Here is a 24,279-nt window from a genome sequence, read left to right as displayed (position 1 = left end):
GCAGTACCTAGAGGCTGAGGGTAACCTGGATGAGTATAGGAAAATGGCAGGGGCGGCTGGATTCGAACCAACGCATGGCAGGATCAAAACCTGCTGCCTTACCGCTTGGCGACGCCCCTGTATCTGTTGCAACGAGTACCCAGTACTCGGTTCCTTTAGAGCAGACTTTGCAGCTTGCGATGCAACATCGAAACGTTGCTTCCTTTTGCTACAAACCCTGTAAGGGTCTCTGTAAGAAGGGCCGAGACTTTATCAGCTTCAGCTTTGCTTGGGAAGCCCCCAAACACACAACTTCCAGTTCCGGTTAGTTTTGCTTCGGTAAAATTACCTAACAAATTCAATGCGTTACGTACATCTGGATAACGCCTTGCTACCACCGGTAAGCAGTCATTTCGACTGTTTCCCTTGGGAACGGGGCGCACTTTAATGGGAGAAGAGTTACGTGTCAACAACGGATCTGAAAAAATTTCTGCTGTACTTACAGATACTTGCGGCACAAGCACGAGATACCACGGTTCTTCGGGGTCTACAGGGGTAAGTTTCTCTCCCACGCCCTCGGCGAAAGCCGCGTGGCCACGCACGAAAACCGGGACGTCGGCGCCCAGCGTCAGGCCCAGTGCGGCCAGCCGATCCTCATCCCAACCCAGCTGCCAGAGATGATTCAGGCCGAGCAACGTCGTCGCGGCATTTGAACTGCCGCCACCGATGCCACCGCCCATAGGCAGAATTTTTTCGATCCAGATGTCGATACCGAGCGAACAACCGGATTGCTCCTGAAGTTTTTTTGCGGCACGAACAATCAGATTGCTGTCGTGAGGCACACCGTCGAATTCAGTGTGCAGTCGGATCACACCGTCGTCGCGCACAGCAAAGGTGATTTCATCGCCGTAGTCGAGAAACTGAAAAATCGTCTGCAACTCGTGGTAACCGTCTTCGCGGCGGCCGAGGATGTGCAGCATCAAATTGAGTTTGGCCGGGGAGGGCAGCGTCAAGCGTGGGGCCGTCATGTTCATTGCCCCAGTTTGCGCGGTTGCCATTCCTTGATCACCAGCGTGACGTCAAGGTCGGTGCCATGCAGTTTGATCCGCTCGGGCAGCCAGAAGCCGTTTTGCTCGGCATAACTCAGGTATTCGACCTGCCAGCCATCCTGATCCAGATTGGCCAGGCGGCTGTCGGCATCCAGTGTCAGGCGACTTTTGCTGTCCGGCGCCGGGAGTCCGCGGACCCACCAGGCCAGGTGCGACACCGGCAGCTTCCAGCCGAGCTGTTCTTCAAGCAGCACTTCCGGCGTCGGCGCTTCGTAGCGCCCCTGATTGGCGACTTCCAGCGAAACCTTTCCGGGGTGCCCGGTCAGGCGTGCGGCGCCGCGACCCAGGGGGCCCGAAAGGCGAATGTCGTAATAGGACTGGCGTTGCAACCAGAACAGCGTGCCGCTCCCCGAGTCCTTTGGCGCGCGGATGCCGATCTTGCCGTTGATCTGCCAGCCGTCGAGGCTGGTCAGTTGCTCTTTGTGAACGCGCCATAGACTGGCGTCGCCCTGGCCCTGAACCGATTCGCGGGCACCGAAGCCCGCGCAACCGGCGAGCAGGGCGATAAAACTGAAAACGATGAAGTGGCGCAAAAACATAATCTTAAAGAGTCTCTGATCCGGTCAGGCGCTTGATGGTGCCGCGCAGGATTGGGCTGTCGGGTTGTGCCTTGAGGAATTTGCCCCAGATCTGCTTGGCTTCCCGTTGCTTGCCGTTGGCCCACAGGACTTCACCCAGGTGAGCCGCGACTTCCTGATCGGGGAAGCGATCCAGTGCCTGGCGCAGATACCGCTCGGCTTCATCAAGATTGCCCAGGCGGAAATTCACCCAGCCGAGGCTGTCGAGTACCGCCGGGTCTTCCGGGGTGATCTGGTGTGCCTGTTCGATCAGGGCCTTGGCTTCCGCGTAACGCGTCGTGCGGTCGGACAGGGTGTAGCCGAGGGCGTTCAGTGCCATGGCGTTGTCCGGGTCACGCTTGATGATCAGGCGCAGGTCTTTTTCCATCTGCGCCAGGTCATTGCGTTTTTCCGCCTGCATGGCGCGGGTGTACAACAGATTCAGATCGTCCGGGTATTGCTGCAAGGCTTTTTGCAAAACACTCCAGGCCTTTTCCGGCTGTTTGTTGGCGGACAGCGTTTCGGCTTCGATCAGGTACAGCTGAATCGCGTAGTCGGGCTGCTCATCGCGCTCGCTCGCCAGACGGCTTTGTGCTTCGGCGGTCTTGCCGTTGTTCATCAGGATATCGGCCTGACGCAATTGCGCCGGCAGGTAATCGTTGCCCGGGCCGACCTGGGCGTATTCGATCAGTGCACCCTGGGGATCGTTGCGCTCTTCAGCGATGCGACCGAGGTTCAGATGGGCCGAGTCGACATGGCTTTCCCGGGCGATCAGGTCTTCGAGGTAGCCCTTGGCCTCGTCCCAGGCCTTGGCTTCCAGGCACACCAGCGCCAGGGAGTATCGCAGTTCATCGTCTTCCGGGTACTGCTGAACCAGGCTCGAGAACTCGGCTTTGGCGTCGTCCATGCGGTCCTGTTCGACCAGCATGCGTGCGTAAGTCAGGCGCAGGCGTTTGTCGTCCGGGTATTTCTTGATGCTTTTTTGCAGAAGAGGCAACGCTTCATCGCCGCGATCAAGGGTTTGCAGCAAGCGTGCGCGCAGCAGAATGGGGGCGATTTCACCGTCGTCCGGCGGGTTGTCTTCCAGCAAGGCCAGCGAGCCTTTGCTGTCGCCGTCCTGTTGCATCAACAAGGCCTTGCCGAAAATCAGCTGGCTGTTATGGGGATGACGCTGCAGCAAGCGGTCAAAGCTTTTCATCAGGCCGTTGCGGGTTTCCTGATCGGTATCGGCCGCGGACAGGGCAAGGAAGTCGAAATGCGTGTCGCCCTTGCCTTGCAGGACTTTCTCCATATAGACCATGGAGTCGTCATAACGCCCGGCGCGCGCCAGTTGCACGGCGGCGGCCCGTTGCGCCTCGAGGTCGTCCGGGGCGTTTTTCGCCCAGATCAGCGCGGTATCCAGGGCGGCCTGGTCGGCGCCCAGGTACTCGGCGATGCGAAACGCCCGCTCGGAGATGCCCGGATCCTGGGTATTGATGGCCTGGGTCACGTAGTTGTCCAGCGCAATGTCGAAACGATTGCGTTGGCCAGCCAGTTCGGCGCTCAACAGACTGAAGACGGTTTCTTCACTGAATGAGCTGTAAACCTTGGGCTTTTCAGGGGCCGGAGTGCTGTCTTCGACCGGCGGCGTACCGTCCGACGAAACGGGTGCCATGGCCTGGCAGCCGCTGAGGAAGACAAAAGCGAGGAGCAACGCGGAAGATCTATTCATATAGGAAGAGGACGACTAACCTGCGGTCGGATCATCATGACACAAGCCTTCGGCCAAACATAACCGGCCGGGCATTTTCCCTTCTGCGTCGTGTCCTGTGGGTGCTGGCTTGCCAGCGATGGTCGTTAACGATGACGAGTTTTTACAGGGAACTGGCTGTGTGTCTCAGTCCATCGCCGGCAAGCCAGCGCCCCCAGGGGCCGGTGTACGCTTCGTGTAAACGAGAACCGCTCGCAAAGCCGGGCATCGCCTACCGGGGCAATAGAGATCGAGTAGTTGTTCTCGTTGTGTCGAAGTAGGACAATTGCCGGCTTCACGTCACCATCAGCGACCTTGAATGGCCTTCCTTGCACTCGGTATTAACCACAAGACTGCTTCAGTAGACGTCCGCGAGCGCGTGGCCTTTACCCCTGAGCAGCTGGTTGAGGCCTTGCAGCAGCTCTGCCGACTCACCGACAGCCGCGAAGCTGCGATCCTCTCCACCTGCAATCGCAGTGAACTCTATATAGAACAGGATCACCTTTCGGCTGACATCGTGCTGCGCTGGCTGGCCGATTATCACCATTTGAGCCTCGACGAGCTGCGCGCGAGCGCTTATGTGCACGAAGATGATGCGGCAGTTCGTCACATGATGCGGGTTGCTTCCGGGCTCGATTCGCTGGTGTTGGGCGAACCGCAGATTCTCGGCCAGATGAAATCCTGCTACGCCGTGGCCCGCGAGGCTGGCACCATCGGTCCGCTGCTCGGGCGTCTGTTTCAGGCGACGTTCAATGCCGCCAAGCAAGTGCGCACCGATACCGCCATCGGCGAAAACCCGGTGTCCGTGGCGTTTGCCGCGGTCAGCCTGGCGAAACAGATTTTCAGCGACTTGCAACGCAGCCAGGCCTTGCTGATCGGCGCCGGCGAGACCATCACCCTGGTCGCCCGGCATTTGCATGAGCTTGGCGTAAAACGCATCGTCGTCGCCAACCGCACCCTGGAACGCGCGAGCATTCTGGCCGAGCAGTTTGGCGCGCATGCCGTGTTGCTTTCGGACATTCCGGCTGAACTGGTGCGCAGCGACATCGTCATCAGCTCCACCGCCAGCCAGTTGCCGATCCTCGGCAAGGGCGCGGTGGAAAGTGCCTTGAAGCTGCGCAAGCACAAGCCGATCTTCATGGTGGACATCGCCGTACCGCGCGATATCGAGCCTGAAGTCGGCGAGCTGGACGATGTTTACCTGTATAGCGTCGACGATCTCCACGAAGTGGTCGCCGAAAACCTCAAGAGCCGTCAGGGCGCTGCGCAAGCGGCGGAAGAGATGGTGTCGATCGGCGCTGAAGATTTCATGGTCCGCCTGCGCGAACTGGCGGCGGTGGATGTGCTCAAGGCCTATCGCCAACAAAGCGAGCGCCTGCGTGACGAAGAATTGCAGAAGGCCCAGCGGATGCTGGCCAATGGCAGCAGCGCCGAAGACGTGCTGGTGCAATTGGCGCGAGGCTTGACCAACAAACTCCTGCACGCACCGAGCGTGCAGTTGAAAAAGCTCTCTGCCGAAGGTCGCCTCGACGCACTGGCCATGGCCCAGGAACTCTTTGCCCTCGGTGAGGGCTCATCGGATAGCTTTTCGGATAAAAAACCGCAATGAAAGCGTCACTGCTCAATAAGCTGGACATCCTCCAGGACCGTTTCGAGGAATTGACCGCCTTGCTTGGCGATGGCGAGGTCATTTCCGATCAGACCAAATTCCGCGCCTATTCCAAGGAGTACGCGGAGGTCGAGCCGATCGTCGACACCTATAAACAGTTGCTCAAGGTGCAAAGCGACCTCGAAGGCGCCCAGGCCCTGCTCAAGGACAGCGACCCGGACATGCGCGAAATGGCCGTGGAAGAAGTTCGCGAAGCCAAGGAGCAACTGATCGAGATCGAAGCCAGCCTGCAACGGCTTTTGCTGCCCAAGGACCCGAACGACGGGCGCAACGTGTTCCTCGAGATCCGTGCCGGCACCGGCGGCGACGAGGCGGCGATTTTCTCCGGCGACCTGTTCCGCATGTATTCGCGTTACGCCGAGCGGCGTGGCTGGCGGGTGGAAATCCTCTCGGAGAACATCGGCGAACACGGCGGTTATAAAGAAGTCATCGCCCGGGTTGAAGGCGATAACGTCTACGGCAAGCTGAAATTCGAATCCGGCGTGCACCGCGTGCAACGGGTTCCGGCCACTGAATCCCAGGGGCGCATCCACACCTCGGCCTGCACCGTGGCGGTATTGCCCGAGCCGGACGAACAGGAAGCGATCGAGATCAACCCGGCGGATTTGCGGGTCGACACGTATCGTTCCTCTGGCGCCGGTGGACAGCACGTCAACAAGACCGACTCGGCGATCCGCATCACGCACTTGCCGTCCGGTATCGTCGTCGAGTGCCAGGAAGAACGTTCCCAGCACAAAAACCGCGCCCGGGCGATGTCCTGGCTGTCGGCCAAGCTCAACGACCAGCAGACCAGCGCCGCCGCCAATGCCATCGCCAGCGAGCGTAAATTGCTGGTGGGTTCGGGGGATCGCTCGGAGCGGATCCGTACCTATAACTTTGCTCAGGGCCGGGTCACCGATCACCGGGTCAACCTGACGCTGTATTCTCTCGATGAAATTCTCGCGGGCGGTGTCGATGCGGTGATCGAGCCGTTGCTGGCCGAATATCAGGCTGACCAACTGGCGGCCATCGAATGACGATCATTGCCAGTCTGTTGCGCGCCGCTGATTTGCCCGACTCGCCGACGGCGCGTCTGGATGCCGAATTGCTGCTGGCGGCGGCGCTGGGCAAGTCCCGCAGTTTTCTGCACACCTGGCCGGAGCGCATCGTTCCGAGCGACGCTGCGCTGAAATTCGCCGAATACCTGCAACGCCGCCGTGGCGGAGAGCCGGTGGCGTACATTCTCGGCCAGCAAGGTTTCTGGAAACTCGATCTGGAAGTCGCCCCGCACACGCTGATCCCGCGCCCCGACACCGAATTGCTGGTGGAGGCCGCGCTTGAATTGTTGCCCGCGGCACCCGCCAAAGTCCTCGATCTCGGCACCGGCAGTGGCGCCATCGCCCTGGCCCTGGCCAGTGAACGTCCGGCGTGGAGCGTCACCGCTGTGGATCGCGTGCTCGAAGCCGTGGCCCTGGCCGAGCGCAATCGTCAGCGCCTGCACCTCAACAATGCCACCGTGCTGAACAGCCATTGGTTCGGCGCGCTGGAAGGTCAGCGTTTTCAGCTGATCATCAGTAATCCACCTTACATTGCTTCAACCGATCCGCATCTGGTGGAAGGCGATGTGCGTTTCGAACCGGCCAGCGCGCTGGTAGCGGGTATCGACGGGCTCGACGACTTGCGTCTGATCGTCGCCCAGGCACCGGATCACCTGGACGCGGGTGGCTGGTTGATGCTCGAGCACGGTTATGATCAAGCCGAAGCCGTACGCGATCTGCTGCAGACCCGCGGTTTTGAAGAAGTCCACAGCCGCACCGATCTGGGCGGCCACCAACGGATCAGCCTGGGGCGCCTGCCGTGCTGAATGATCAGGAATTGTTGCGCTACAGTCGGCAGATTCTGTTGCAGCACGTCGATATCGACGGTCAGTTGCGACTGAAAGAAAGCCGCGTGTTGATCGTCGGTCTTGGCGGTCTCGGTTCACCGGTTGCGCTTTACCTCGCCGCGGCTGGCGTCGGTGAACTGCATCTGGCGGACTTCGACACCGTCGACCTGACCAACCTGCAACGCCAGATCGTTCACGACACCGACAGCGTCGGTCAGACCAAGGTCGATTCGGCCATTCGCCGACTGAGCGCAATCAACCCCGAGATCACGTTAGTCGCTCATCGCACTGCGCTGGACGAAGATTCTTTGGCCGCCGCCGTTGCGGCCGTGGATCTGGTGCTGGACTGCTCCGACAATTTTTCCACCCGCGAAGCGGTCAACGCCGCATGCGTGGCCGCGGGCAAGCCGTTGGTCAGCGGCGCGGCGATTCGCCTTGAAGGGCAATTGTCGGTTTTCGACCCGCGTCGTCCGGAAAGTCCGTGCTACCACTGTCTATACGGGCACGGCAGTGAAGCTGAACTGACGTGCAGTGAAGCCGGCGTCGTCGGTCCGCTGGTGGGGCTGGTTGGCAGCCTCCAGGCGCTGGAAGCGATGAAACTGCTGGTGGGTTTCGGCGAGCCGCTGGTGGGACGGTTGTTGTTGATTGATGCCTTGGGTTCGCGTTTTCGCGAGCTGCGGGTCAAGCGTGATCCGGGTTGCAGCGTCTGTGGGTCGACACATGCGTGAAGCGCCGATTGGCGTGTTCGACTCCGGTGTCGGTGGGCTGTCGGTGCTGGCCGAGATCCAGCGATTGCTGCCCAACGAAACCCTGCTGTACGTCGCCGATTGCGGAAATATTCCCTACGGCGAGAAAACCCCGGAATTCATCCAGCAGCGTTGCAGCGTGATGGCCGATTTCTTTCAGCAGCAGGGCGCCAAGGCCTTGGTGCTGGCCTGCAACACGGCAACGGTCGCCGGCGTTGCGGATTTGCGGCGCGATTATCCAGACTGGCCCATCGTCGGCATGGAGCCCGCGGTCAAGCCGGCTGCAGCGGCTACCCGCAGCGGAGTGGTCGGTGTGCTCGCCACCACCGGCACCTTGCAGAGTGCCAAATTCGCCGCGTTACTCGACCGCTTCGCCACCGATGTACGAGTGATCACTCAGCCGTGTCCGGGGCTGGTGGAGTTGATTGAAAACGGCGATTTGCACAGTCCTGCCCTGCGTGAATTGCTGGCCAGCTATGTAGGGCCGCTGCTCGCCGCCGGCTGCGACACGATAATTCTCGGCTGCACGCATTATCCCTTTCTAAAACCGTTGCTAAAGCAGATGATCCCTGAAGATATCAGCTTGATTGATACCGGCGCCGCTGTAGCGCGGCAACTTCAGCGCTTGTTGGCTGAGCGTGAATTGCTCGCCGAGGGACCTGCACGTGCTGCGCAGTTCTGGACGAGTGCCGATCCGGAGCATTTCAGAAATATCTTGCCGATCCTGTGGAATGCTGCTGGCGTTGTGCAAAGCTTCAAGAGATGAAAAAAAATCCTGGGGGAACGAATAATTGGGGTGAACTTCTGATTAAGCGCGGACTTCTATAGCGGTGAGCAACAAAAAAAACCTATGAAATCGTTCGGAAAAGGATGTTTCTAGTGAAGCGACTATTCTGCTTGGCCGCGATTGCGGCCGCACTAATGGGGCAAAGTGTTAGCGCACAGGCGGCAGGCGTGGAGTTCGGGGTCGGCCAGACCAGCGATTCGACCATGACCTATCGACTGGGCATGCAATTCGATTGGGACACGAGTTGGTTGCAGAGTGATGTCGGTCGATTGACCGGGTACTGGAGCGGCGCCTACACCTATTGGGAAGGCGACAAGACTTCCAGCAACAACAGCCTTTCGTTTTCGCCGGTTCTTGTTTATGAGTTTGCCGGTCAGAACGTCAAGCCTTATGTAGAGCTCGGGGTTGGCGTGGCGTTGTTCTCGAATACCGAACTTGAAGACAACAAACTGGGCAGTGCCTTTCAGTTCGAAGACCGTTTCGGCTTCGGCCTGCGTTTTGCGGGCGGACATGAAGTCGGGATTCGTGCGACGCACTATTCCAATGCAGGGTTCAGCAGCCCGAACGATGGCGTAGAAAGTTACGCACTGCACTACACGATGCCGTTGTAAGGTTTAAAAATTGTGGCGAGGGAGCTTGCTCCGGTTGGGGCGCAGAGCGGCCCCATTTCTTGTCAATAAGAAAGGGGACTGCTGCGCTGTCCAGCGGGAGCAAGCTCCCTCGCCACAGGTTCTGTGTCTCGCTTTGGCGACTGTGACGGCATTAATGCAGATCACCGATACGCCGTAGTAATCCCCTGGCGCTCATCGATGCACTCCGGTGCACCCATTTCGAATTCCCGGCAGATCAGCGGGCGTTTTTCGTAGATCGTGCACATCATGCTGTTGCGATCCAGCGCGGCACACCAGCCGTCGTCCAGACGCAGCATGACTTCCCCGCCCCAATCATCGGTATCGATAAAACGCTCGGGCACACCCGTGTCGGTGATCAGCATCACTTCGAGCTGGCAGCAGCAGGCTGCGCAGGTCGAGCAGGTGACCGCCGTTTCGGCGATTTGTGTGTGGGGAATGGTCTTCATGGCGCGCAGTGTAAGTCAGTCGGTCGGCGCTGTGTGAAAGGCCTGACGGACGCTCAACCATGGGTGTCGGACGCCGCCAACCGCTGGGCCATGAAATGCAACGTGGGAAACAGCAGTGCCCAGAGTAGTCCGATGCCGATCAGCGTCGGTACTTGGCCATAAGGGAATTGCACCCCGGCCAGTTGTCCTCCCGCGTAATACGACAACGGTCCACCCACGGCGCCCAGCAGGCTGCCCAGCCACCAGGGCGTTGCGGTCCATTGCAGGCAATGGCGCAACGTCGTTGCCAGCAACGCCCATAACAGCATCAGCCATAGAGGAATCAGCGGCACGATCTCGTTGAACTCGAACACCCCCAGCCAGTGCAATGAACTGTCGACGGTCGTGCCCAGCAACACCACGCTGAGAATCAGCCGGCCTTCGTCCACCCAACGACTTATCCACAGCAGATGAATCACCAAAGCGCCCACCGCCACCAACAACCACAAACTGTTGCCGCCGATCACGCAGACAAACCAGCCGAGCTGGAACAGCGCCGCGTTGGCCAAGCGTTCAAGCATCGAAGCGGCCAAGCAGCGGCTCGGTGATCGCCGAAGGTTTGGCCAGCAGTAACTGCGCAGTGCCGATGGTGCGCTCCAGGAACCCCCCTTCGCAGTAGCACAGGTAAAACTCCCACAGCCGCAGGAAATAATCGTCATAGCCCAATTCGCTCAAGCGACCTTGGGCGCGGCGAAAGTTTTCATGCCACAGGCGCAAGGTTCGTGCGTAGTGCAGGCCGAAATCCTCCATGTGCAGCAAGTTCATGTCGGTATCGCGGCTGACGATCTCGAGCATTTTCTGCACACAGGGCAGGGCGCCGCCAGGGAAGATGTAGCGCTGAATGAAATCGACGCTGCCCTTGGCCTGCTCGTAGCGCTGCTCGCGGATGGTGATCGCCTGCAACAGCATCAAGCCATTGCTTTTGAGCAAGTGCGCGCACTGCTTGAAATAGGTCGGCAGAAAGCGATGGCCCACGGCTTCGATCATCTCGATCGACACCAGTTTGTCGTACTGCCCGGTGAGGTCGCGGTAATCCTTGAGCAACAACGTGACCTGATCTTGCAACCCGAGGGCGTCGATCCGTTGCGCGGTAAAGGCGTACTGCTCCCTGGACAGCGTGGTGGTGGTGACTTTGCAGCCATAATGCTGTGCCGCGTACAGCGCCATGCTGCCCCAGCCGGTGCCGATTTCCAGCAGGTGATCGCTTGGTTTGAGGTCGAGTTTCTGGCAGATCCGTTGCAGTTTGTTCAACTGAGCCTGTTCCAGACTGTCCTCGGGACTCAGGAATTGTGCCGCCGAATACATCATGGTCGGGTCGAGAAACTGTTCGAACAGGTCGTTGCCGAGGTCGTAGTGCGCGGCGATGTTTTTCTGCGAGCCCTTGCGCGTGTTGCGGTTGAGCCAGTGCAACCCTTGAACGAACGGCCGGCTGAGTTTTGCCAGACCGCCTTCCAGCGCATCCAGCACTTCCAGGTTGCTGACGAACACGCGAACCACTGCCGTGAGGTCCGGCGAACTCCAGTAACCGTGGATAAACGCCTCGCCCGCGCCGATCGAACCGTTGCTTGCCACCAGTCCCCACGCTGCGGCATCGAGGATGTGAATCTCCCCCAGCAAATGGCTGCCAGCGGTGCCGAAGACCAGACGCTCGCCGTCCTCGACGACCACCAGTTGTCCATGTTTGAGGTGGGCCAGTTGCCGCAGCACACCGCGACGCAGCAACATCTCGGTCAGACCGTTGATGCGTCGCGGTGTGGCCTTGGCCGAGACACTAGAGGATTTCATGGCGGCGATCCTTGGGCGGAACGGTGGCGGTTTGAAAGCTGCCATTGGCAGCTTGATGAGCAAATATCGGCGTGCGTTTGAGCAGCAGGCGCAGGGCTTGCCAATAAATCGCCAGGCAGGTTTTCGCGGTCATCCACGGAAAGCGCCGCAAGTAACGGTGCAGGCTGGCGCGACTCAAGTCTTCGCGTTTCAGGTTGAGCGTGGCGTCGAACAGCTTCAGCTCGCCCTGCCAGTCGGCCATGTGCACGCCGAGCTTTTTCGCGACGGGGCTGAAGCTCATGCGGTGTTCGAGATCGCGTGGCAGAAACGGCGACACATGAAACGATTTGGCCACGGCGAAATGCTGATGGAAGTCACGCAGGTCCTCCGGCGTCCTGGCTGGCAGCACATAGTGATAACGCTCGCGCCACGGGGTATTGGTGACTTCGGCAAGAATCGCCGCCAGTTGGCCGTCAGCTTCGTAACAATAAAAAAAACTCACCGGGTTGAACGCCAGGCCCCAACTGCGAGGCTGGGTCAACAGGCACACCGACCCTTGTGGCGCATGACCAATGGCCAGGCGGACCTGTTCGCGCACGGCATCGATCAGGCGCATGCCGTTGCCGGTGCAGGTTTTGAGGTAGTCGCTTTCGCGAAACGAAAACGGCGAGAAACGGCGGTTGCCCGCCAGCGGTGACAACCCGAGTACGACGTCCTGTTCATCGAGATCGAGGTACAGCAGGCCGATCCGGTAACGGAATTCATGGCGCCTTGGGGCAAACCGCCGATGGGCGATCCAGCCGCTGTAGAGGGCGCTGTTCACAGCACTTCCCCGAACGAGCGGGCCACGCGCAACGCGCTGACCACGCCGTCTTCATGGAAACCGTTGGCCCAGTAGGCGCCGCAATAAAAACTGTGTTGCGCGCCATTCAATTCTTCCCAGCGTGCCTGTGCGGCCACTGCCGCCAGGCTGTACTGCGGATGGGCGTAGGTGAATCGGCCGAGCACCATGGACGGACTGATGCCGGCGCTCTGGTTGAGGCTGACGCAGAAGGTGGTGTCGCTCTGGATGCCTTGCAGAATGTTCATGTCGTAAGTGACCGCGGCCAGCGTATGTCCGGCACCGCCGAGGCGGTAATTCCAACTGGCCCAGGCGCGTTTGCGCGACGGCAGCAGGCGCGTGTCGGTGTGCAGCACCACTTCGTTGTCGGCATAGGGCAGGGCGCCGAGGATCGACCGTTCGGCTTCGCTCGGCTTGGCCAGCAGTTTCAGCGCCTGATCGCTGTGGCAGGCAAACACGACTTTGTCGAAGCGTTCGCTGCCGGCGCTGCTGTGGATCACGACACCATCGGCATCGCGCTCGACCCGTATCACGGGACAGTTGAGGCGGATCTTCTGCTTGAAGGTCACGGTCAACGGTGCGATGTACGCACTCGAACCGCCCTCGATCACCCGCCATTGCGGGCGATTGTTGACCGACAGCAAACCGTGATTCTTGAAGAACCGCACAAAGAATTCCACCGGGAAATTCAGCATCTGGGCCATCGGCATCGACCAGATCGCCGCGCCCATCGGCACGATGTAATGCAGGATGAACCGTTCGCCGTAACCGCCGGCCTCGAGGTATTCATCGAGCGTGGTGTCGGCCGCGATCCGGCCCTCGGACAGGTCGGACTGAGCGCGCTTGTTGAAGCGCAGGATATCCCGCAGCATGCCCCAGAACCTCGGCGACAGCAGATTGCGGCGCTGGGCGAACAGGCTGTTGAGGTTGTTGCCGTTGTACTCGAGGCCGCTGTCCGGGTCGGTGACCGAGAAACTCATCTCTGTCGCTTTGAAGCCGACGCCGATCTGGCCCAGCAGGCGAATGAAATTCGGGTAGGTCCGGTCGTTGAACACAATGAAACCGGTGTCCACGGCATACTCCTTGCCATCGACCTTCACGTCCACGGTGTGGGTATGACCGCCGACCCGGTCGCCGGCCTCGAACAGGGTGATCGCGTGGCTTCGATTCAGCAGGTAAGCGCAGGTGAGCCCCGAGATGCCGCTGCCTATGATAGCGATGTTCACGGCACGTCCTTGATCGGCGGACTGCTGCGCACCATGCGTTTGCCGATGGCGAGTTTCACCCGGTTGGGCATTTTCGACAGCGGCCAGAGCGCCGCCATGAACAGCGCCGGGAACGCGATCTCCAGTGGCCGGTTTTTCAGTTTGGCGAAGATGTGCCGCGCCGCTTTGCCCACCGGCCAACTGAGCGGCATCGGGAAATCGTTCTTCGCCGTCAGCGGTGTGTCGACGAACCCCGGGCTGACCACGGTGACTTCGATGCCTTCGGGCGCGAGGTCAATGCGCAACGATTCGAACAGATAACGCAGCCCGGCCTTCGACGCGCCATACGCCTCCGCCCGTGGCAGCGGCAGGTAGGTCACCGAACTGGCGACGCCCACCAGGTGCGGCGCGGTGCCTTTGCGCAACAGCGGCAGCGCCGCTTCGATGCAGTAACTGCTGGCCAGCAGATTGGTGCGCACCACGTGCTCGATGATCGACGAGTCGAACTGCTGAACGTCGACGTATTCGCAGGTGCCGGCATTGAGAATCACCGTATCCAGCGAGCCCCAGTCATGCGTAATTTGCTCGCCGATTTCGCGCACGGTCTGGCTGTTGGTCAGGTCTCCCGCCACCACCAACACTTGCCCGGGATAGCGTTGCGACAAGACTTTCAGCGGCGCCAGCGAGCGTGAGCTGACCGCCAGGTGGGCGCCGGTTTTCAGGATTTCCTCGGCCAGCGCGGCGCCAATGCCGCTGCTGGCCCCGGTCAGCCAATATCGTCGTGGAGGTGTAAGGCTCATCCCATTCTCCTTTTCAACCAGGCGATTGCCCGGCCCAATACGGGTACATGTTCGTAAAGCAGAGCCCCGGCATCGAAGTAATCCCGGTGGCGATAGACCTTGTCACTCCAGAGCAGGTGCGAGCAGCCATCCACCCGAATCAAGCCCCCGCCGGCCAGGCGTGGATGGCGGTAGCTCATGACCCAGCGCAGATAACCTTCGCCTTCGCCGGTCTGGTCGAAGCCGTAAAAATCGAAACGAAGCTCGCTGACGTTGGCGTAGAGCTCACTGAAATAGCTGCGCAAATGCCCGATGCCCTGTACTTCGTGCAGCGGATCGGTGAAATGCACATCAGCGGTATACAACTCATTCAGGCGTTGCAGGTTGTCTTTGTTGAGTTCACCAAACTGCCGGGCGAAGCGCCGCAGAAAATCACTCATAGCCACCTCCGGCATTTTGTCGCGATGGCAGGTTTTTGAACGCGGTCAGCGCGCGAGCGCGGCTCGTACTCAGATTGACGATTGGCGACGGATAACCTGCCACCCCGAACAGGCCGCCGAGGTTTTCCGGGTTGTGCACGTCTTTCTTGTTCAGCCCGGCCAGCTCCGGCAGCCAGTGCTTGATGAACAGGCCTTCGCTGTCGAATTTTTCCGATTGGCTGAGCGGGTTGAAAATCCGGAAGTAGGGCGCGGAGTCGGTGCCGGTGGACGAACTCCACTGCCAGCCGCCGTTGTTCGCCGCGAGGTCGCCATCGATCAGGTGCCGCATGAAAAAACGTTCGCCTTCACGCCAGTCGATCAGCAGATTCTTGGTGAGGAACATCGCCACGACCATGCGCAAACGGTTGTGCATCCAGCCGGTTTCGAGCAGTTGGCGCATCGCGGCGTCGATGATCGGCAGGCCGGTACGCGCTTCTTGCCAGGCCGCCAGTTCATCGGGGGCGTCGCGCCAGGCCAGGGCTTCGGTTTCCGGGCGGAAGGCGCGGTGGCGGGAGACGCGTGGGTAGCCCACCAGAATGTGTTTGTAGAACTCGCGCCACAGCAATTCGTTGATCCAGGTGACGGCGCCGACTTTGCCGCTTTCGAACTCGCCCTGATTGCTTTGCAGGGCTGCATGCAAGCACTGGCGCGGGGAAATGACGCCGGCCGCGAGGTAGGCCGAGAGCTGACTGGTGCCGGGTTTGGCCGGGAAGTCGCGTTCACTTTTGTAGTAGTCGATCTGCGCATCGGCGAAGGTGTCGAGGCGGCGACGGGCTTCGGCTTCACCGGCGGGCCACAGCGCGCGCAAGGTTTCGCTGGGCGTGGCGAAGCCTGCAACGCTTGAAGGGATTTCATCACTGTCGACGGTCAGGCGCGACTGAGCCATTGGCGCGCTCACCAGGCTCGGCAACGAGCTGCGCAGACGGTCGTAGCAAACCTTGCGGAACTGACTGAAGACCTGGAAGTACGTGCCGGTCTTGGTCAGCACGGTGCCGGGCTTGAACAGCAACTGATCGAGGTAGCTATAAAAGTCGATACCCTTGGTTTTCAGTGCGTCGGCTACCGCCGCATCGCGGCGGCTTTCGTGAATGCCGTACTCCTCGTTGACGTGCACCGCGTCGATCTTCAACTGCTGGCACAGATCGAGCAGAACCTTCGGCGCTTCATCCCAGCGCGAGGCCATGCGGATGAGCAGCGGGATGTTCAACTCGCCGAGTGCGCGGCTCAATTCGCGAAGGTTGCGAAGCCAGAAATCCACTTTGCACGGTGCATCGTCATGCTCGCGCCATTGTTCCGGGCTCAACAAGTACACCGCCACGCTCGGGCCCCGGGATGCGGCGGCCGACAGGGCGGTGTTGTCATGCAGGCGCAAGTCGCTGCGCAGCCAGATCAATTGCAGGGTGGTATCCGTACGATTCATTTAAATAAGCCCGCGCTGAAGCAGGTCCTGATACGCCGATAACGGATCTTCGGCCAGGAACAATTCTGCAATCTCTGTCGTTTTTACGGACAACTCGGCGTGGTGGATGCACACCGTTGGTCCGGCAATCATTTTTGGGCCGCCGACGCCGTTGAAAAGTTTCGGCAACTGCGCAAGGTTCATGGCTTTGCTGGAGTACAGCAGTACGCCGCGAGCTTGCAGGTGATCGACCGCCAGTGCGAGCTCGCCCGCCGGCAGCGGCCAGTCGAACACTTCCACCGGGCAATCGGCACTGCTGATCAGCCACGCGGTGAGCCACAGGTGCGGTTCCAGCGGCAGGTCGGAGTGATTGATCAACAGCAGCGGTGCGCTGCGCAACTGACGGTTGTTATGGTAGATGCGCGCGCCAAATTTGCTGCGTAGCCAGGAGTAAAAAAACACACGCTCCATCTGCGCGCCAAACTGGCCCTGCCAGCGTTGTTCAAGCTCGGCCAGCAACGGCATCAGCAACTGTTCGCACAGGGTCCGCGGTGGGTACAAGGCGATCGCCTGGTTGACGGTGTCATCGAGGGTGCGTTCGTTGAGCGAAGTGACCGCTTGCAGCAGCGTGTTGCACAGCACCTGCCAATCATTTTCGACCGACTCGCTAAAAGCTTGCGGGGAGTCGAGCAGTTGCTTGACCTGGCTGACGGCCACGCCACGATTGAGCCAGGTGAGGATCGTCAGGATGCGTTGCACGTGTTCGGCGCTGAACAGTCGATGCCCTTTGGGCGTACGTTGCGGCACGATCAGCCCGTAACGTCGTTCCCAGGCGCGCAAAGTGATGGCGTTGACGCCGGTCTGCCGGGCCACTTCACGAATCGGCAGCCAGCCTTCATCGAGGGCTTTTTTAAAGTCGGCGCCGAGGTCTTCGCGGGCACTGGTGTCGAGTGGAGTTTTCATCAGATCGCGTTTCGCAGGCTTAGGTTTTCCGGGTGCGGTTGCAGGTAAACCTGTTGTGCAATGTACGGATCCGGATGTCGGCGAAAGTGATGTTTGAGCAGCGTCAGCGGCACCACCAGCGGCACGATGCCGTGGCGGTACTGGCCGATGACGTGTTGCACTTCCTGTTTGTCGTCAGCGCTGATGACCTGTTTGAGGTAACCACTGATGTGTTGCAGAACATTGGTGTGGGTGCGGCGCGTGGCGCACTTCTTCAAGGCCGCCATCAGTTCGCTGAAATAGCGTGGGCCGAGTTCTTTCGGATCGATCTGGCCCATGTTGCCCAGCAGATTGCCCAGGGTTTTGTACTGCACCGGATTGTGGGCCATCAGCAGGTATTTATACCGCGAGTGAAATTCCGTCAGTCCGCGGCGAGTCAGGCCCGCTTGCAGCAGCTCTTGCCAGGCGCTGTAGGCGAACACTCGGGTAAGGAAGTTTTCCCGCAGCACCGGGTCATTGAGACGACCGTCTTCTTCCACCGGCAGGTCCGGATGCAACGCGCAGAAAGCCTGGGCATAGATGCCTCGGCCGCCGCCGTCTACGGGCGCGCCGTTGGCGTGGTAGACCTTGACCCGATCCAGGCCGCATGACGGTGATTTCTGCATGAAGATGTAGCCGCAGATATTGTCCAGCTCAATGGCCATTTTCTCGCCGTAATCGGCCAGCGCTCGGGTGACATTCAGTTCAGGGTCAACAGTGCCAAGGGCTTCAGGTTGTTCAGCGTCGCCGACCAGTCGGATGGGTTGCCGAGGGATGCCGAGACCGATCGCGACCTCCGGACAGACCGGGACGAATTCGAAATATTCAGTGAGGGTGCGGCTGCACAGCCGCGATTCCTTGTGCCCACCGTTGAAACGCACCTCGGCGCCCATCAGGCAGGCGCTGATAGCAATTTTCGGTTTCGCGCTGGCGTGGGGCATGGGTGCACCTCGAATCCAAGACCTGTACAAAATTAAATTTCTGTACAACATGCCTTCATCATAGATTCAAAGGTGTACAAGTCAAATTATTTGTATAGGTTTTTGCGGGAGCCCTGTGGGAGCGAGGCTGATCACCATGAACCTGAGATTGCTGAAGCGTGTCAGGTTTAAAGCGAAGGCATTGACGGACATTGCGAGTTCGCTTCTACAGGCGATCTATTTCCAGCCGAGGATCCAGGTGTCGCTGTTTTTCAGCGTTTGCCAGTCGAGCCGCTCACTGCGCTTGGTCAGCACCGCCTGCAATTCGACGTCCAGCACCATGCCTTCCTCGTCGCGGAACAGCTCGGTGACCAGAAAATGTTTTTCGCGGTTTTGCGGCTGGGCTGCTGTCCATTTCGACAGCAGCAGCTTGCTCGGGTTGATTCGGTTCATTGCAGGTGCTCGTGCAGGCGGCGAGCGGCTTCCTGACCACTGAGCCATGCCCCCTCGACACGACCGGACAGGCACCAGTCGCCACACGCGTAAAGCCCCAGATCGGCATCGGCCAGGGTGCCCCATTCATGGCTGGTGGCGGGGCGGGCGTAGAGCCAGCGGTGGGCGAGGCTGAACGTAGGCGCTGGCATCGCGCTGTGGAGCAGTTCGGCGAACGCGCCATGCAATTGCTCGATCACAGCCTCTTTGGGCAGGTCGATATGTTGCCGGCTCCAGGCACTCGTGGCGTGCAGCACCCAGGTGTCCATTGTGTTGTCACGCCCCGGTTTGCTCCGGTTGCGGGCCAGCCAGTCGAGCGGGCTGTCCTGCACGAAGCAGCCTTCCATGGGGGTGTCCAGCGGTGTATCGAAGGCCAGCGCGACCGCCCAGGTGGGGTCCATTTTTACCCCGGCGGCGGCACCGGCGAGCTTCGGCGCGGAGGCCAGCAATGCGGTCGCCTGGGGCGCGGGCGTGGCGACGATGACATGACTGAACGGGCCATGGGTGAATCCCTCGGCGTCCTGCAGATGCCAATGCTCCTCACCCCGATAGACCTCGGTGATGCGACAGGCGAAATGTACTTCCGAATCGCCGAGCAAGCCGCGGGTGATGGCACTCATGCGCGGCGTGCCGACCCAGCGCGTCTGTTCGTCCGGCGACAGATTGAGCTGGCCACCGTGGAAGGTATAGAGCTGTGGCGTCCACTCGGCGACCCAGCCGTTGGCTTGCCAGCGCTGGACTTCCGTGACAAAGCGGCGATCGCGGGCAGTGAAATATTGCGCGCCCATGTCCAGGGCACCCGCGTCGCTGCGTTTGCTCGACATGCGTCCGCCACTGCCGCGGCTTTTATCGAAAAGTTGAACGACATGCCCGGCCTCCGTAAGCGCCTGGGCGGCTGAGAGTCCGGCGATGCCGGTGCCGATGATTGCGATAGGTACAGTCATAGGGGCCTCGTTTGCCTTTCTGTACAGACTACGCCGTGGATGAAACCTGTACAATATTGTTTTTTGGTATAACTTTTAGCGTTCTCGTTCTGACAGCTTGGCCTATTGTTATCAACAGAGCCTGCCCGATATCAAAGATCCCTGCTTATAAAAATAGACTAGTGATCAGGGTAAAACGCCACGCGAGGAAGAAGTCATGCACATATTGCTGACCGGCGGTACTGGTTTGATAGGGAGTCAACTCTGCCGACACTGGCTGAGCCAGGGACATCGTCTGACGGTATGGAGTCGGGCACCTGAAAAAGTCGCGAAAATCTGCGGTGCAGAAGTTCGTGGTGTCGCGCGGTTGGAAGACCTCGGACAAGAGCCCGTGGACGCGATTATCAACCTGGCGGGTGCTCCGATTGCCGACCGGCCCTGGACGACCAAGCGCAAGGCCTTGCTCTGGAGCAGTCGCATCACCCTGACCGAAACCCTGCTGGCCTGGCTCGACACCCGCGAACAGAAACCGCAGGTGTTGATCTCAGGCTCCGCCGTGGGCTGGTACGGCGACGGTGGCGAGCGGGAATTGACTGAGGAATCTCCACCCGTCATCGACGATTTCGCCAGCCAGTTGTGCATTGCCTGGGAGGAAACCGCGCAGCGCGCCGAGGCCTTGGGCATCCGAGTGATCCTGATTCGCACGGGGTTGGTGTTGTCTGCCGAGGGCGGCTTTTTGTCGCGGCTGTTGTTGCCGTTCAAACTGGGGCTGGGCGGGCCTCTTGGCGATGGTCGGCAGTGGATGCCGTGGATCCATATCAAGGATCAAATCGCCGTGATTGATTTTCTTCTGCATCAGAAAGACGCCAGCGGTCCTTATAATGCCTGCGCGCCCAAACCGGTGCGCAATCGTGAGTTTGCCAGCACGCTGGGCGCCGTGTTGCATCGCCCGGCATTCATGCCCATGCCGGCCCTGGCGTTGAAGGTGTGTTTGGGCGAATTGTCATTGCTGTTGCTGGGCGGCCAGAAAGCCGTGCCGGCGCGTTTGTTGAAAGCGGGTTTTACATTCCAGTTCACTGATTTGCGCGCGGCCCTGGACGACTTGTCCAGCCGCCTCTGAAATAGGACGTTGCATGACCGATCACGCGTTGCTTCTGGTCAACCTGGGTTCACCTGCCTCCACCTCTGTGGCGGATGTGCGCAGCTACCTCAATCAATTTCTGATGGACCCGTACGTGATCGACCTGCCATGGCCGGTGCGACGTTTGCTGGTGTCGCTGATTCTGATCAAGCGCCCGGAGCAGTCGGCCCACGCCTATGCCTCGATCTGGTGGGAGGAGGGCTCGCCGCTGGTGGTGCTCAGCCGTCGCTTGCAGCAGGCCATGACCGCTGAGTGGACTCACGGTCCGGTAGAACTGGCCATGCGTTACGGCGAGCCGTCGATTGAAACGAAACTGGTGCAGCTCGCTGCCCAGGGGCACAAGAAAATTACCCTCGCGCCGCTTTATCCACAGTTCGCCGACAGCACCGTCACTACGGTGATCGAGGAAGCCCGGCGGGTCGTGCGGGAGAAGCAACTCGACGTGCAGTTTTCGATTCTCCAGCCGTTCTACGATCAGCCGGAATACCTCGATGCGTTGGTGGCCAGCGCCAAGCCGTATTTACTGCAGGATTACGATCACCTGCTGCTGAGCTTCCACGGTTTGCCGGAGCGGCATCTGAAGAAAATAGACCCTACCGGTCACCATTGCTTCCAAAGCGATAACTGCTGCCTGAACGCTTCGCCAGAAGTTTTGGCGACCTGCTACCGCGCCCAATGCCTGCGCACTGCTTCCGAGTTTGCCAAGCGGCTGGGCTTGCCGGACGGCAAGTGGTCGGTGTCGTTCCAGTCGCGATTGGGTCGGGCGAAATGGATCGAACCCTACACCGAAGCACGCCTCGATGAGCTGGCGGGAATGGGCGTGAAGAAGTTGCTGGTGATGTGCCCGGCGTTCGTTGCCGATTGCATCGAGACGCTTGAGGAAATCGGTGATCGCGGGAATGAACTGTTCCGCGAAGCGGGGGGAGATGAGTTGGTGCTGGTGCCGTGTCTCAACGATGATCCGCAGTGGGCCAAGGCGCTGAGAACTTTGTGCGAAAGAGCGCCGTTGGCGCTGTAGAAATACAAACCGTGGCGAGGGAGCTTGCTCCCGCTGGGTCGCGAAGCGGCCCCAAAATTCTCGCAATCCATGAAGATTTTGTGAGTGCTGCGCGCACTCCAGCGGGAGCAAGCTCCCTCGCCACAGGGTGTTGTGTCAGCCTTAGATCAGCGGCTCATCCGCCTTCTTGTGCTTCCAGCTGTCATTGCCCGGCAGTAACAGGTTCAGCGCAATCGCCACCACCGCGCACAGCGCGATGCCTTTGAGGCCGAAGTCGTCCGGACCGGTGCCGGTGCCGACCAGCACGCCGCCTATCCCGAATACCAGCGTGACCGAAACGATCACCAGGTTGCGCGCTTCGCCCAGGTCGATCTTGTGGCGAATCAGCGTGTTCATCCCCACCGCCGCAATCGAACCGAACAACAGGCACAGAATCCCGCCCATCACCGGCACTGGAATGCTTTGCAGCAGCGCGCCGAACTTGCCGATGAACGCCAGGCTGATGGCAAAGATCGCCGCCCAGGTCATGATTTTCGGGTTGTAGTTCTTGGTCAGCATCACCGCGCCCGTCACTTCGGCGTAGGTGGTGTTGGGCGGACCGCCGAACAAACCGGCGGCGGTGGTGGCAATGCCGTCGCCGAGCAGGGTGCGGTGCAGGCCGGGCTTCTTCAGGTAGTCGCGACCGGTCACGCTGCCCACGGCGATCACGCCGCCGATGTGCTCGATGGCCGGGGCCAATGCCACCGGAACGATGAACAGAATCGCCTGCCAGTTGAATTCCGGCGCGGTGAAGTTGGGGATCGCGAACCACGGTGCCGCGGCAATCTTCGCGGTATCGACCACGCCGAAATAGAACGCCATCGCAAAACCGACCAGCACGCCGGAGATGATCGGCACCAGGCGGAAAATGCCTTTGCCGAACACCGCGACGATCAGCGTCGTCAGCAGCGCAGGCATTGAGATCAGCATGGCCGTCTGGTAGTGGATCAGCTCGCTACCGTCGCCAGCCTTGCCCATCGCCATGTTGGCGGCGATCGGCGCCATGGCCAGGCCGATGGAGATGATCACCGGGCCAATCACCACCGGTGGCAGCAAGCGGTCGATGAAGCCGGTGCCTTTGATCTTCACGGCGAGGCCGAGGAAGGTGTAGACGAAACCGGCCGCCATCACACCGCCCATGGTCGCCGCGAGGCCGAATTGGCCCTTGGCGAGAATGATCGGGGTGATGAAGGCGAAGCTCGAAGCCAGGAACACTGGCACCTGACGCCCGGTGACGATCTGGAACAGAATCGTCCCCAGGCCCGCCGTGAACAGCGCTACGTTCGGATCGAGGCCGGTAATCAGCGGCATCAACACCAGCGCGCCGAACGCCACGAACAGCATCTGGGCGCCGGACAGCACCGTGCGCCAGAGCGGATCGTTGAACTCTTGCTGCATGGTCACGCGTCCTTCTGCTTGGTGCCGAAGATCTTGTCACCGGCATCGCCCAGGCCTGGGATGATGTAACCGTGTTCGTTCAGTTTCTCGTCAATGGAAGCGGTGTAGATGGTCACGTCCGGGTGAGCCTTCTCCACGGCGGCAATGCCTTCCGGCGCGGCGACCAGCACCATGGCGCGGATGTCGCGGCAACCGGCCTTTTTCAGCAGGTCGATGGTGGCGACCATGGAGCTGCCGGTGGCGAGCATCGGGTCGATGATCATGGCCAGGCGTTCGTTGATTTCGGGAACCAGTTTTTCCAGATAGGTGTGGGCCTGCAACGTTTCTTCGTTGCGGGCCACGCCCACGGCGCTGACCTTGGCCCCCGGAATCAGGCTGAGCACACCTTCGAGCATGCCGATACCGGCGCGCAGGATCGGCACCACGGTAATCTTCTTGCCGGCGATTTTCTCGACCGACACAGTGCCGCACCAGCCTTCGATGTCGTAGGATTCCAGCGGCAGGTCTTTGGTGGCTTCATAGGTCAAAAGGGCGCCGACTTCCTGAGCGAGCTCACGGAAATTCTTGGTGCTGATGTCTGCGCGGCGCATCAGGCCGAGTTTATGACGGATCAGCGGATGGCGGATCTCGAGGATGGGCATGGGAAAGGCTCCGGCGGCGGGCAAAAAAACCGGCCTAGATTAATCTATCCGAGGGTGTTGTCCTATAGACATAGAGTACGTTAGTCCACAAACGCTTGATCTGGCCGTGCGGGATGCGTACCTTTGCCCGCTTTTCCCGAATCCCGTCCCCCCTGGAGAGCGCCATGTCCGCTGATCTCGAGCATATCCGTCAAATCATGCGAGAGGCTGACTGCCTGTACACCGAAGCTGAAGTCGAGGCGGCCATCGCCCGCGTCGGTGCACACATCAACGAACAACTGGCTGAAACAAATCCGGTGGTGTTCTGTGTGATGAACGGCGGCCTGATTTTCGCCGGCAAGCTGCTCACCCATTTGCAATTCCCGCTGGAAGCGTCCTACCTGCACGCCACCCGCTATCGCAACGAAACCAGCGGCGGCGACCTGTTCTGGAAAGCCAAGCCGGAAGTGTCGTTCATCGACCGTGACGTGCTGATCATCGACGACATCCTCGACGAAGGTCACACCCTGGGCGCGATCATCGACTTCTGCAAACACGCTGGCGCGCGCAAAGTGCACACCGCCGTGCTGATCGACAAGGACCACGACCGTAAGGCTCGCCCGGACCTGAAAGCCGATTTCGTCGGCCTGCCGTGCATCGACCGTTACATCTTCGGTTACGGCATGGACTACAAAGGCTACTGGCGTAACGCCAACGGAATTTTCGCCGTTAAAGGGATGTAAG

General features: G+C 60.1%; 26 protein-coding genes and 1 tRNA gene. 9 read left to right on the top strand and 18 right to left on the bottom strand.

Annotation, left to right across the window (positions count from 1 at the left end):
• Window positions 1-44: 44 nt before the first annotated feature.
• The 4 genes from ACM1ZW_RS03910 to ACM1ZW_RS03895 all read right to left on the bottom strand — a co-directional run bounded on the left by ACM1ZW_RS03910 (window position 45) and on the right by ACM1ZW_RS03895 (window position 3,356).
• Window positions 45-119: transfer RNA gene (locus tag ACM1ZW_RS03910), tRNA-Gln, on the bottom strand.
• A 36-nt stretch (window positions 120-155) separates the two neighbouring features.
• Window positions 156-1,007 carry a 4-(cytidine 5'-diphospho)-2-C-methyl-D-erythritol kinase gene (gene ispE / locus ACM1ZW_RS03905; protein WP_031319119.1) on the bottom strand — a complete coding sequence of 284 codons (852 nt, stop codon included), beginning with the start codon at window positions 1,005-1,007 and terminating at the stop codon, window positions 156-158.
• 2 nt (window positions 1,008-1,009) lie between these two features.
• A complete protein-coding gene (gene lolB, locus ACM1ZW_RS03900; protein ID WP_017340757.1) occupies window positions 1,010-1,627 on the bottom strand; it encodes a lipoprotein insertase outer membrane protein LolB in 618 nt (205 codons plus the stop codon).
• 4 nt (window positions 1,628-1,631) lie between these two features.
• Entirely contained in the window at window positions 1,632-3,356 is a 1,725-nt protein-coding gene (locus ACM1ZW_RS03895; RefSeq protein WP_017340756.1) for a tetratricopeptide repeat protein, read from the bottom strand.
• A gap of 337 nt (window positions 3,357-3,693) precedes the next feature.
• Between ACM1ZW_RS03895 and hemA the strand changes: the two genes are divergently transcribed.
• From hemA to ACM1ZW_RS03865, 6 genes are all read left to right on the top strand, one after another.
• Window positions 3,694-4,983, top strand: coding sequence for a glutamyl-tRNA reductase (hemA, locus tag ACM1ZW_RS03890; protein WP_414884169.1), 1,290 nt, complete (start codon window positions 3,694-3,696; stop codon window positions 4,981-4,983).
• Complete coding sequence (gene prfA, locus ACM1ZW_RS03885) at window positions 4,980-6,059, top strand: peptide chain release factor 1 (protein ID WP_017340754.1); 1,080 nt, start codon at window positions 4,980-4,982, stop codon at window positions 6,057-6,059. Before hemA ends, prfA begins: the two co-directional genes overlap by 4 nt.
• Window positions 6,056-6,886 carry a peptide chain release factor N(5)-glutamine methyltransferase gene (prmC, locus tag ACM1ZW_RS03880; RefSeq protein WP_416740185.1) on the top strand — a complete coding sequence of 277 codons (831 nt, stop codon included), beginning with the start codon at window positions 6,056-6,058 and terminating at the stop codon, window positions 6,884-6,886. The genes prfA and prmC overlap by 4 nt, the downstream gene beginning before the upstream one ends.
• Complete coding sequence (locus ACM1ZW_RS03875; protein WP_017340752.1) at window positions 6,880-7,635, top strand: molybdopterin-synthase adenylyltransferase MoeB; 756 nt, start codon at window positions 6,880-6,882, stop codon at window positions 7,633-7,635. Before prmC ends, ACM1ZW_RS03875 begins: the two co-directional genes overlap by 7 nt.
• Window positions 7,628-8,419 (top strand): glutamate racemase, encoded by a 792-nt coding sequence (murI, locus tag ACM1ZW_RS03870; RefSeq protein ID WP_416740184.1) that lies wholly within the window; start codon window positions 7,628-7,630, stop codon window positions 8,417-8,419. Before ACM1ZW_RS03875 ends, murI begins: the two co-directional genes overlap by 8 nt.
• A gap of 113 nt (window positions 8,420-8,532) precedes the next feature.
• Window positions 8,533-9,051, top strand: a complete 519-nt coding sequence (locus ACM1ZW_RS03865) for an acyloxyacyl hydrolase (RefSeq protein ID WP_017340750.1) — start codon at window positions 8,533-8,535, stop codon at window positions 9,049-9,051.
• Between the two features lie 161 nt (window positions 9,052-9,212).
• Here the strand turns inward: ACM1ZW_RS03865 and ACM1ZW_RS03860 are convergent, their stop codons facing one another.
• From ACM1ZW_RS03860 to ACM1ZW_RS03805, 12 genes are all read right to left on the bottom strand, one after another.
• The gene (locus ACM1ZW_RS03860; protein ID WP_017340749.1) at window positions 9,213-9,518 is read right to left on the bottom strand and encodes a YkgJ family cysteine cluster protein; all 306 of its coding nucleotides are present in this window, start codon (window positions 9,516-9,518) and stop codon (window positions 9,213-9,215) included.
• Between the two features lie 53 nt (window positions 9,519-9,571).
• Window positions 9,572-10,078, bottom strand: a complete 507-nt coding sequence (locus ACM1ZW_RS03855) for a DUF2878 domain-containing protein (protein ID WP_414880523.1) — start codon at window positions 10,076-10,078, stop codon at window positions 9,572-9,574.
• A complete protein-coding gene (locus ACM1ZW_RS03850; RefSeq protein WP_017340747.1) occupies window positions 10,071-11,342 on the bottom strand; it encodes an SAM-dependent methyltransferase in 1,272 nt (423 codons plus the stop codon). Before ACM1ZW_RS03850 ends, ACM1ZW_RS03855 begins: the two co-directional genes overlap by 8 nt.
• Entirely contained in the window at window positions 11,329-12,144 is an 816-nt protein-coding gene (locus ACM1ZW_RS03845; protein WP_017340746.1) for a DUF1365 domain-containing protein, read from the bottom strand. The genes ACM1ZW_RS03850 and ACM1ZW_RS03845 overlap by 14 nt, the downstream gene beginning before the upstream one ends.
• The gene (locus tag ACM1ZW_RS03840) at window positions 12,141-13,388 is read right to left on the bottom strand and encodes an NAD(P)/FAD-dependent oxidoreductase (protein ID WP_416740183.1); all 1,248 of its coding nucleotides are present in this window, start codon (window positions 13,386-13,388) and stop codon (window positions 12,141-12,143) included. The genes ACM1ZW_RS03845 and ACM1ZW_RS03840 overlap by 4 nt, the downstream gene beginning before the upstream one ends.
• Window positions 13,385-14,167, bottom strand: a complete 783-nt coding sequence (locus tag ACM1ZW_RS03835) for an SDR family NAD(P)-dependent oxidoreductase (RefSeq protein ID WP_017340744.1) — start codon at window positions 14,165-14,167, stop codon at window positions 13,385-13,387. The genes ACM1ZW_RS03840 and ACM1ZW_RS03835 overlap by 4 nt, the downstream gene beginning before the upstream one ends.
• Complete coding sequence (locus ACM1ZW_RS03830; protein ID WP_017340743.1) at window positions 14,164-14,586, bottom strand: nuclear transport factor 2 family protein; 423 nt, start codon at window positions 14,584-14,586, stop codon at window positions 14,164-14,166. The genes ACM1ZW_RS03835 and ACM1ZW_RS03830 overlap by 4 nt, the downstream gene beginning before the upstream one ends.
• A complete protein-coding gene (gene phrB, locus ACM1ZW_RS03825; RefSeq protein WP_416740797.1) occupies window positions 14,579-16,024 on the bottom strand; it encodes a deoxyribodipyrimidine photo-lyase in 1,446 nt (481 codons plus the stop codon). Before phrB ends, ACM1ZW_RS03830 begins: the two co-directional genes overlap by 8 nt.
• A 21-nt stretch (window positions 16,025-16,045) precedes the next feature.
• Window positions 16,046-16,987 carry a MerR family transcriptional regulator gene (locus ACM1ZW_RS03820; RefSeq protein ID WP_416740182.1) on the bottom strand — a complete coding sequence of 314 codons (942 nt, stop codon included), beginning with the start codon at window positions 16,985-16,987 and terminating at the stop codon, window positions 16,046-16,048.
• Window positions 16,987-17,946, bottom strand: a complete 960-nt coding sequence (locus ACM1ZW_RS03815; RefSeq protein ID WP_017340740.1) for a YbgA family protein — start codon at window positions 17,944-17,946, stop codon at window positions 16,987-16,989. Before ACM1ZW_RS03815 ends, ACM1ZW_RS03820 begins: the two co-directional genes overlap by 1 nt.
• 216 nt (window positions 17,947-18,162) lie before the next feature.
• Window positions 18,163-18,378, bottom strand: a complete 216-nt coding sequence (locus ACM1ZW_RS03810) for a TIGR02450 family Trp-rich protein (RefSeq protein ID WP_416740181.1) — start codon at window positions 18,376-18,378, stop codon at window positions 18,163-18,165.
• Window positions 18,375-19,361, bottom strand: a complete 987-nt coding sequence (locus ACM1ZW_RS03805) for an NAD(P)/FAD-dependent oxidoreductase (RefSeq protein ID WP_017340738.1) — start codon at window positions 19,359-19,361, stop codon at window positions 18,375-18,377. Before ACM1ZW_RS03805 ends, ACM1ZW_RS03810 begins: the two co-directional genes overlap by 4 nt.
• A 196-nt stretch (window positions 19,362-19,557) precedes the next feature.
• Here ACM1ZW_RS03805 and ACM1ZW_RS03800 point away from each other — a divergent pair, with 196 nt between their 5' ends.
• On the top strand, window positions 19,558-20,460 hold the full coding sequence (locus ACM1ZW_RS03800) for a TIGR01777 family oxidoreductase (RefSeq protein ID WP_017340737.1): 903 nt from the start codon (window positions 19,558-19,560) through the stop codon (window positions 20,458-20,460).
• 13 nt (window positions 20,461-20,473) lie between these two features.
• Entirely contained in the window at window positions 20,474-21,499 is a 1,026-nt protein-coding gene (gene hemH, locus ACM1ZW_RS03795; protein ID WP_416740180.1) for a ferrochelatase, read from the top strand.
• A 141-nt stretch (window positions 21,500-21,640) separates the two neighbouring features.
• On the opposite strand, the gene ACM1ZW_RS03790 is transcribed toward hemH, so the two are convergent.
• Window positions 21,641-22,915 (bottom strand): uracil-xanthine permease family protein, encoded by a 1,275-nt coding sequence (locus tag ACM1ZW_RS03790; RefSeq protein ID WP_017340735.1) that lies wholly within the window; start codon window positions 22,913-22,915, stop codon window positions 21,641-21,643.
• A gap of 2 nt (window positions 22,916-22,917) precedes the next feature.
• A complete protein-coding gene (gene upp / locus ACM1ZW_RS03785) occupies window positions 22,918-23,556 on the bottom strand; it encodes a uracil phosphoribosyltransferase (RefSeq protein ID WP_017340734.1) in 639 nt (212 codons plus the stop codon).
• Between the two features lie 164 nt (window positions 23,557-23,720).
• Here upp and ACM1ZW_RS03780 point away from each other — a divergent pair, with 164 nt between their 5' ends.
• Window positions 23,721-24,278: a hypoxanthine-guanine phosphoribosyltransferase gene (locus tag ACM1ZW_RS03780; protein WP_017340733.1), complete on the top strand. Its 558-nt coding sequence runs from the start codon at window positions 23,721-23,723 to the stop codon at window positions 24,276-24,278.
• The last annotated feature ends 1 nt before the right edge of the window (window position 24,279 follow it).

Source organism: Pseudomonas sp. NFX71 (assembly GCF_048079215.1).
GTDB classification, from domain to species: domain Bacteria; phylum Pseudomonadota; class Gammaproteobacteria; order Pseudomonadales; family Pseudomonadaceae; genus Aquipseudomonas; species Aquipseudomonas fluorescens_B.
The sequence above is the reverse complement of the archived record's forward strand: the minus strand, read 5'-3'. Positions and strand labels throughout refer to the sequence as shown.

What these genes read in the sequence shown, in the direction of transcription:
- ispE (WP_031319119.1), bottom strand. Translation starts at nt 1,007, where the DNA reads ATGACGGCCCCACGCTTGACGCTGCCCTCCCCGGCCAAACTCAATTTG.
- lolB (WP_017340757.1), bottom strand. Translation starts at nt 1,627, where the DNA reads ATGTTTTTGCGCCACTTCATCGTTTTCAGTTTTATCGCCCTGCTCGCC.
- ACM1ZW_RS03895 (WP_017340756.1), bottom strand. Translation starts at nt 3,356, where the DNA reads ATGAATAGATCTTCCGCGTTGCTCCTCGCTTTTGTCTTCCTCAGCGGC.
- hemA (WP_414884169.1), top strand. Translation starts at nt 3,694, where the DNA reads ATGGCCTTCCTTGCACTCGGTATTAACCACAAGACTGCTTCAGTAGAC.
- prfA (WP_017340754.1), top strand. Translation starts at nt 4,980, where the DNA reads ATGAAAGCGTCACTGCTCAATAAGCTGGACATCCTCCAGGACCGTTTC.
- prmC (WP_416740185.1), top strand. Translation starts at nt 6,056, where the DNA reads ATGACGATCATTGCCAGTCTGTTGCGCGCCGCTGATTTGCCCGACTCG.
- murI (WP_416740184.1), top strand. Translation starts at nt 7,628, where the DNA reads ATGCGTGAAGCGCCGATTGGCGTGTTCGACTCCGGTGTCGGTGGGCTG.
- ACM1ZW_RS03860 (WP_017340749.1), bottom strand. Translation starts at nt 9,518, where the DNA reads ATGAAGACCATTCCCCACACACAAATCGCCGAAACGGCGGTCACCTGC.
- ACM1ZW_RS03855 (WP_414880523.1), bottom strand. Translation starts at nt 10,078, where the DNA reads ATGCTTGAACGCTTGGCCAACGCGGCGCTGTTCCAGCTCGGCTGGTTT.
- ACM1ZW_RS03850 (WP_017340747.1), bottom strand. Translation starts at nt 11,342, where the DNA reads ATGAAATCCTCTAGTGTCTCGGCCAAGGCCACACCGCGACGCATCAAC.
- ACM1ZW_RS03835 (WP_017340744.1), bottom strand. Translation starts at nt 14,167, where the DNA reads ATGAGCCTTACACCTCCACGACGATATTGGCTGACCGGGGCCAGCAGC.
- ACM1ZW_RS03830 (WP_017340743.1), bottom strand. Translation starts at nt 14,586, where the DNA reads ATGAGTGATTTTCTGCGGCGCTTCGCCCGGCAGTTTGGTGAACTCAAC.
- ACM1ZW_RS03820 (WP_416740182.1), bottom strand. Translation starts at nt 16,987, where the DNA reads ATGAAAACTCCACTCGACACCAGTGCCCGCGAAGACCTCGGCGCCGAC.
- ACM1ZW_RS03815 (WP_017340740.1), bottom strand. Translation starts at nt 17,946, where the DNA reads ATGCCCCACGCCAGCGCGAAACCGAAAATTGCTATCAGCGCCTGCCTG.
- ACM1ZW_RS03810 (WP_416740181.1), bottom strand. Translation starts at nt 18,378, where the DNA reads ATGAACCGAATCAACCCGAGCAAGCTGCTGCTGTCGAAATGGACAGCA.
- ACM1ZW_RS03805 (WP_017340738.1), bottom strand. Translation starts at nt 19,361, where the DNA reads ATGACTGTACCTATCGCAATCATCGGCACCGGCATCGCCGGACTCTCA.
- ACM1ZW_RS03800 (WP_017340737.1), top strand. Translation starts at nt 19,558, where the DNA reads ATGCACATATTGCTGACCGGCGGTACTGGTTTGATAGGGAGTCAACTC.
- hemH (WP_416740180.1), top strand. Translation starts at nt 20,474, where the DNA reads ATGACCGATCACGCGTTGCTTCTGGTCAACCTGGGTTCACCTGCCTCC.
- ACM1ZW_RS03790 (WP_017340735.1), bottom strand. Translation starts at nt 22,915, where the DNA reads ATGCAGCAAGAGTTCAACGATCCGCTCTGGCGCACGGTGCTGTCCGGC.
- upp (WP_017340734.1), bottom strand. Translation starts at nt 23,556, where the DNA reads ATGCCCATCCTCGAGATCCGCCATCCGCTGATCCGTCATAAACTCGGC.
- ACM1ZW_RS03780 (WP_017340733.1), top strand. Translation starts at nt 23,721, where the DNA reads ATGTCCGCTGATCTCGAGCATATCCGTCAAATCATGCGAGAGGCTGAC.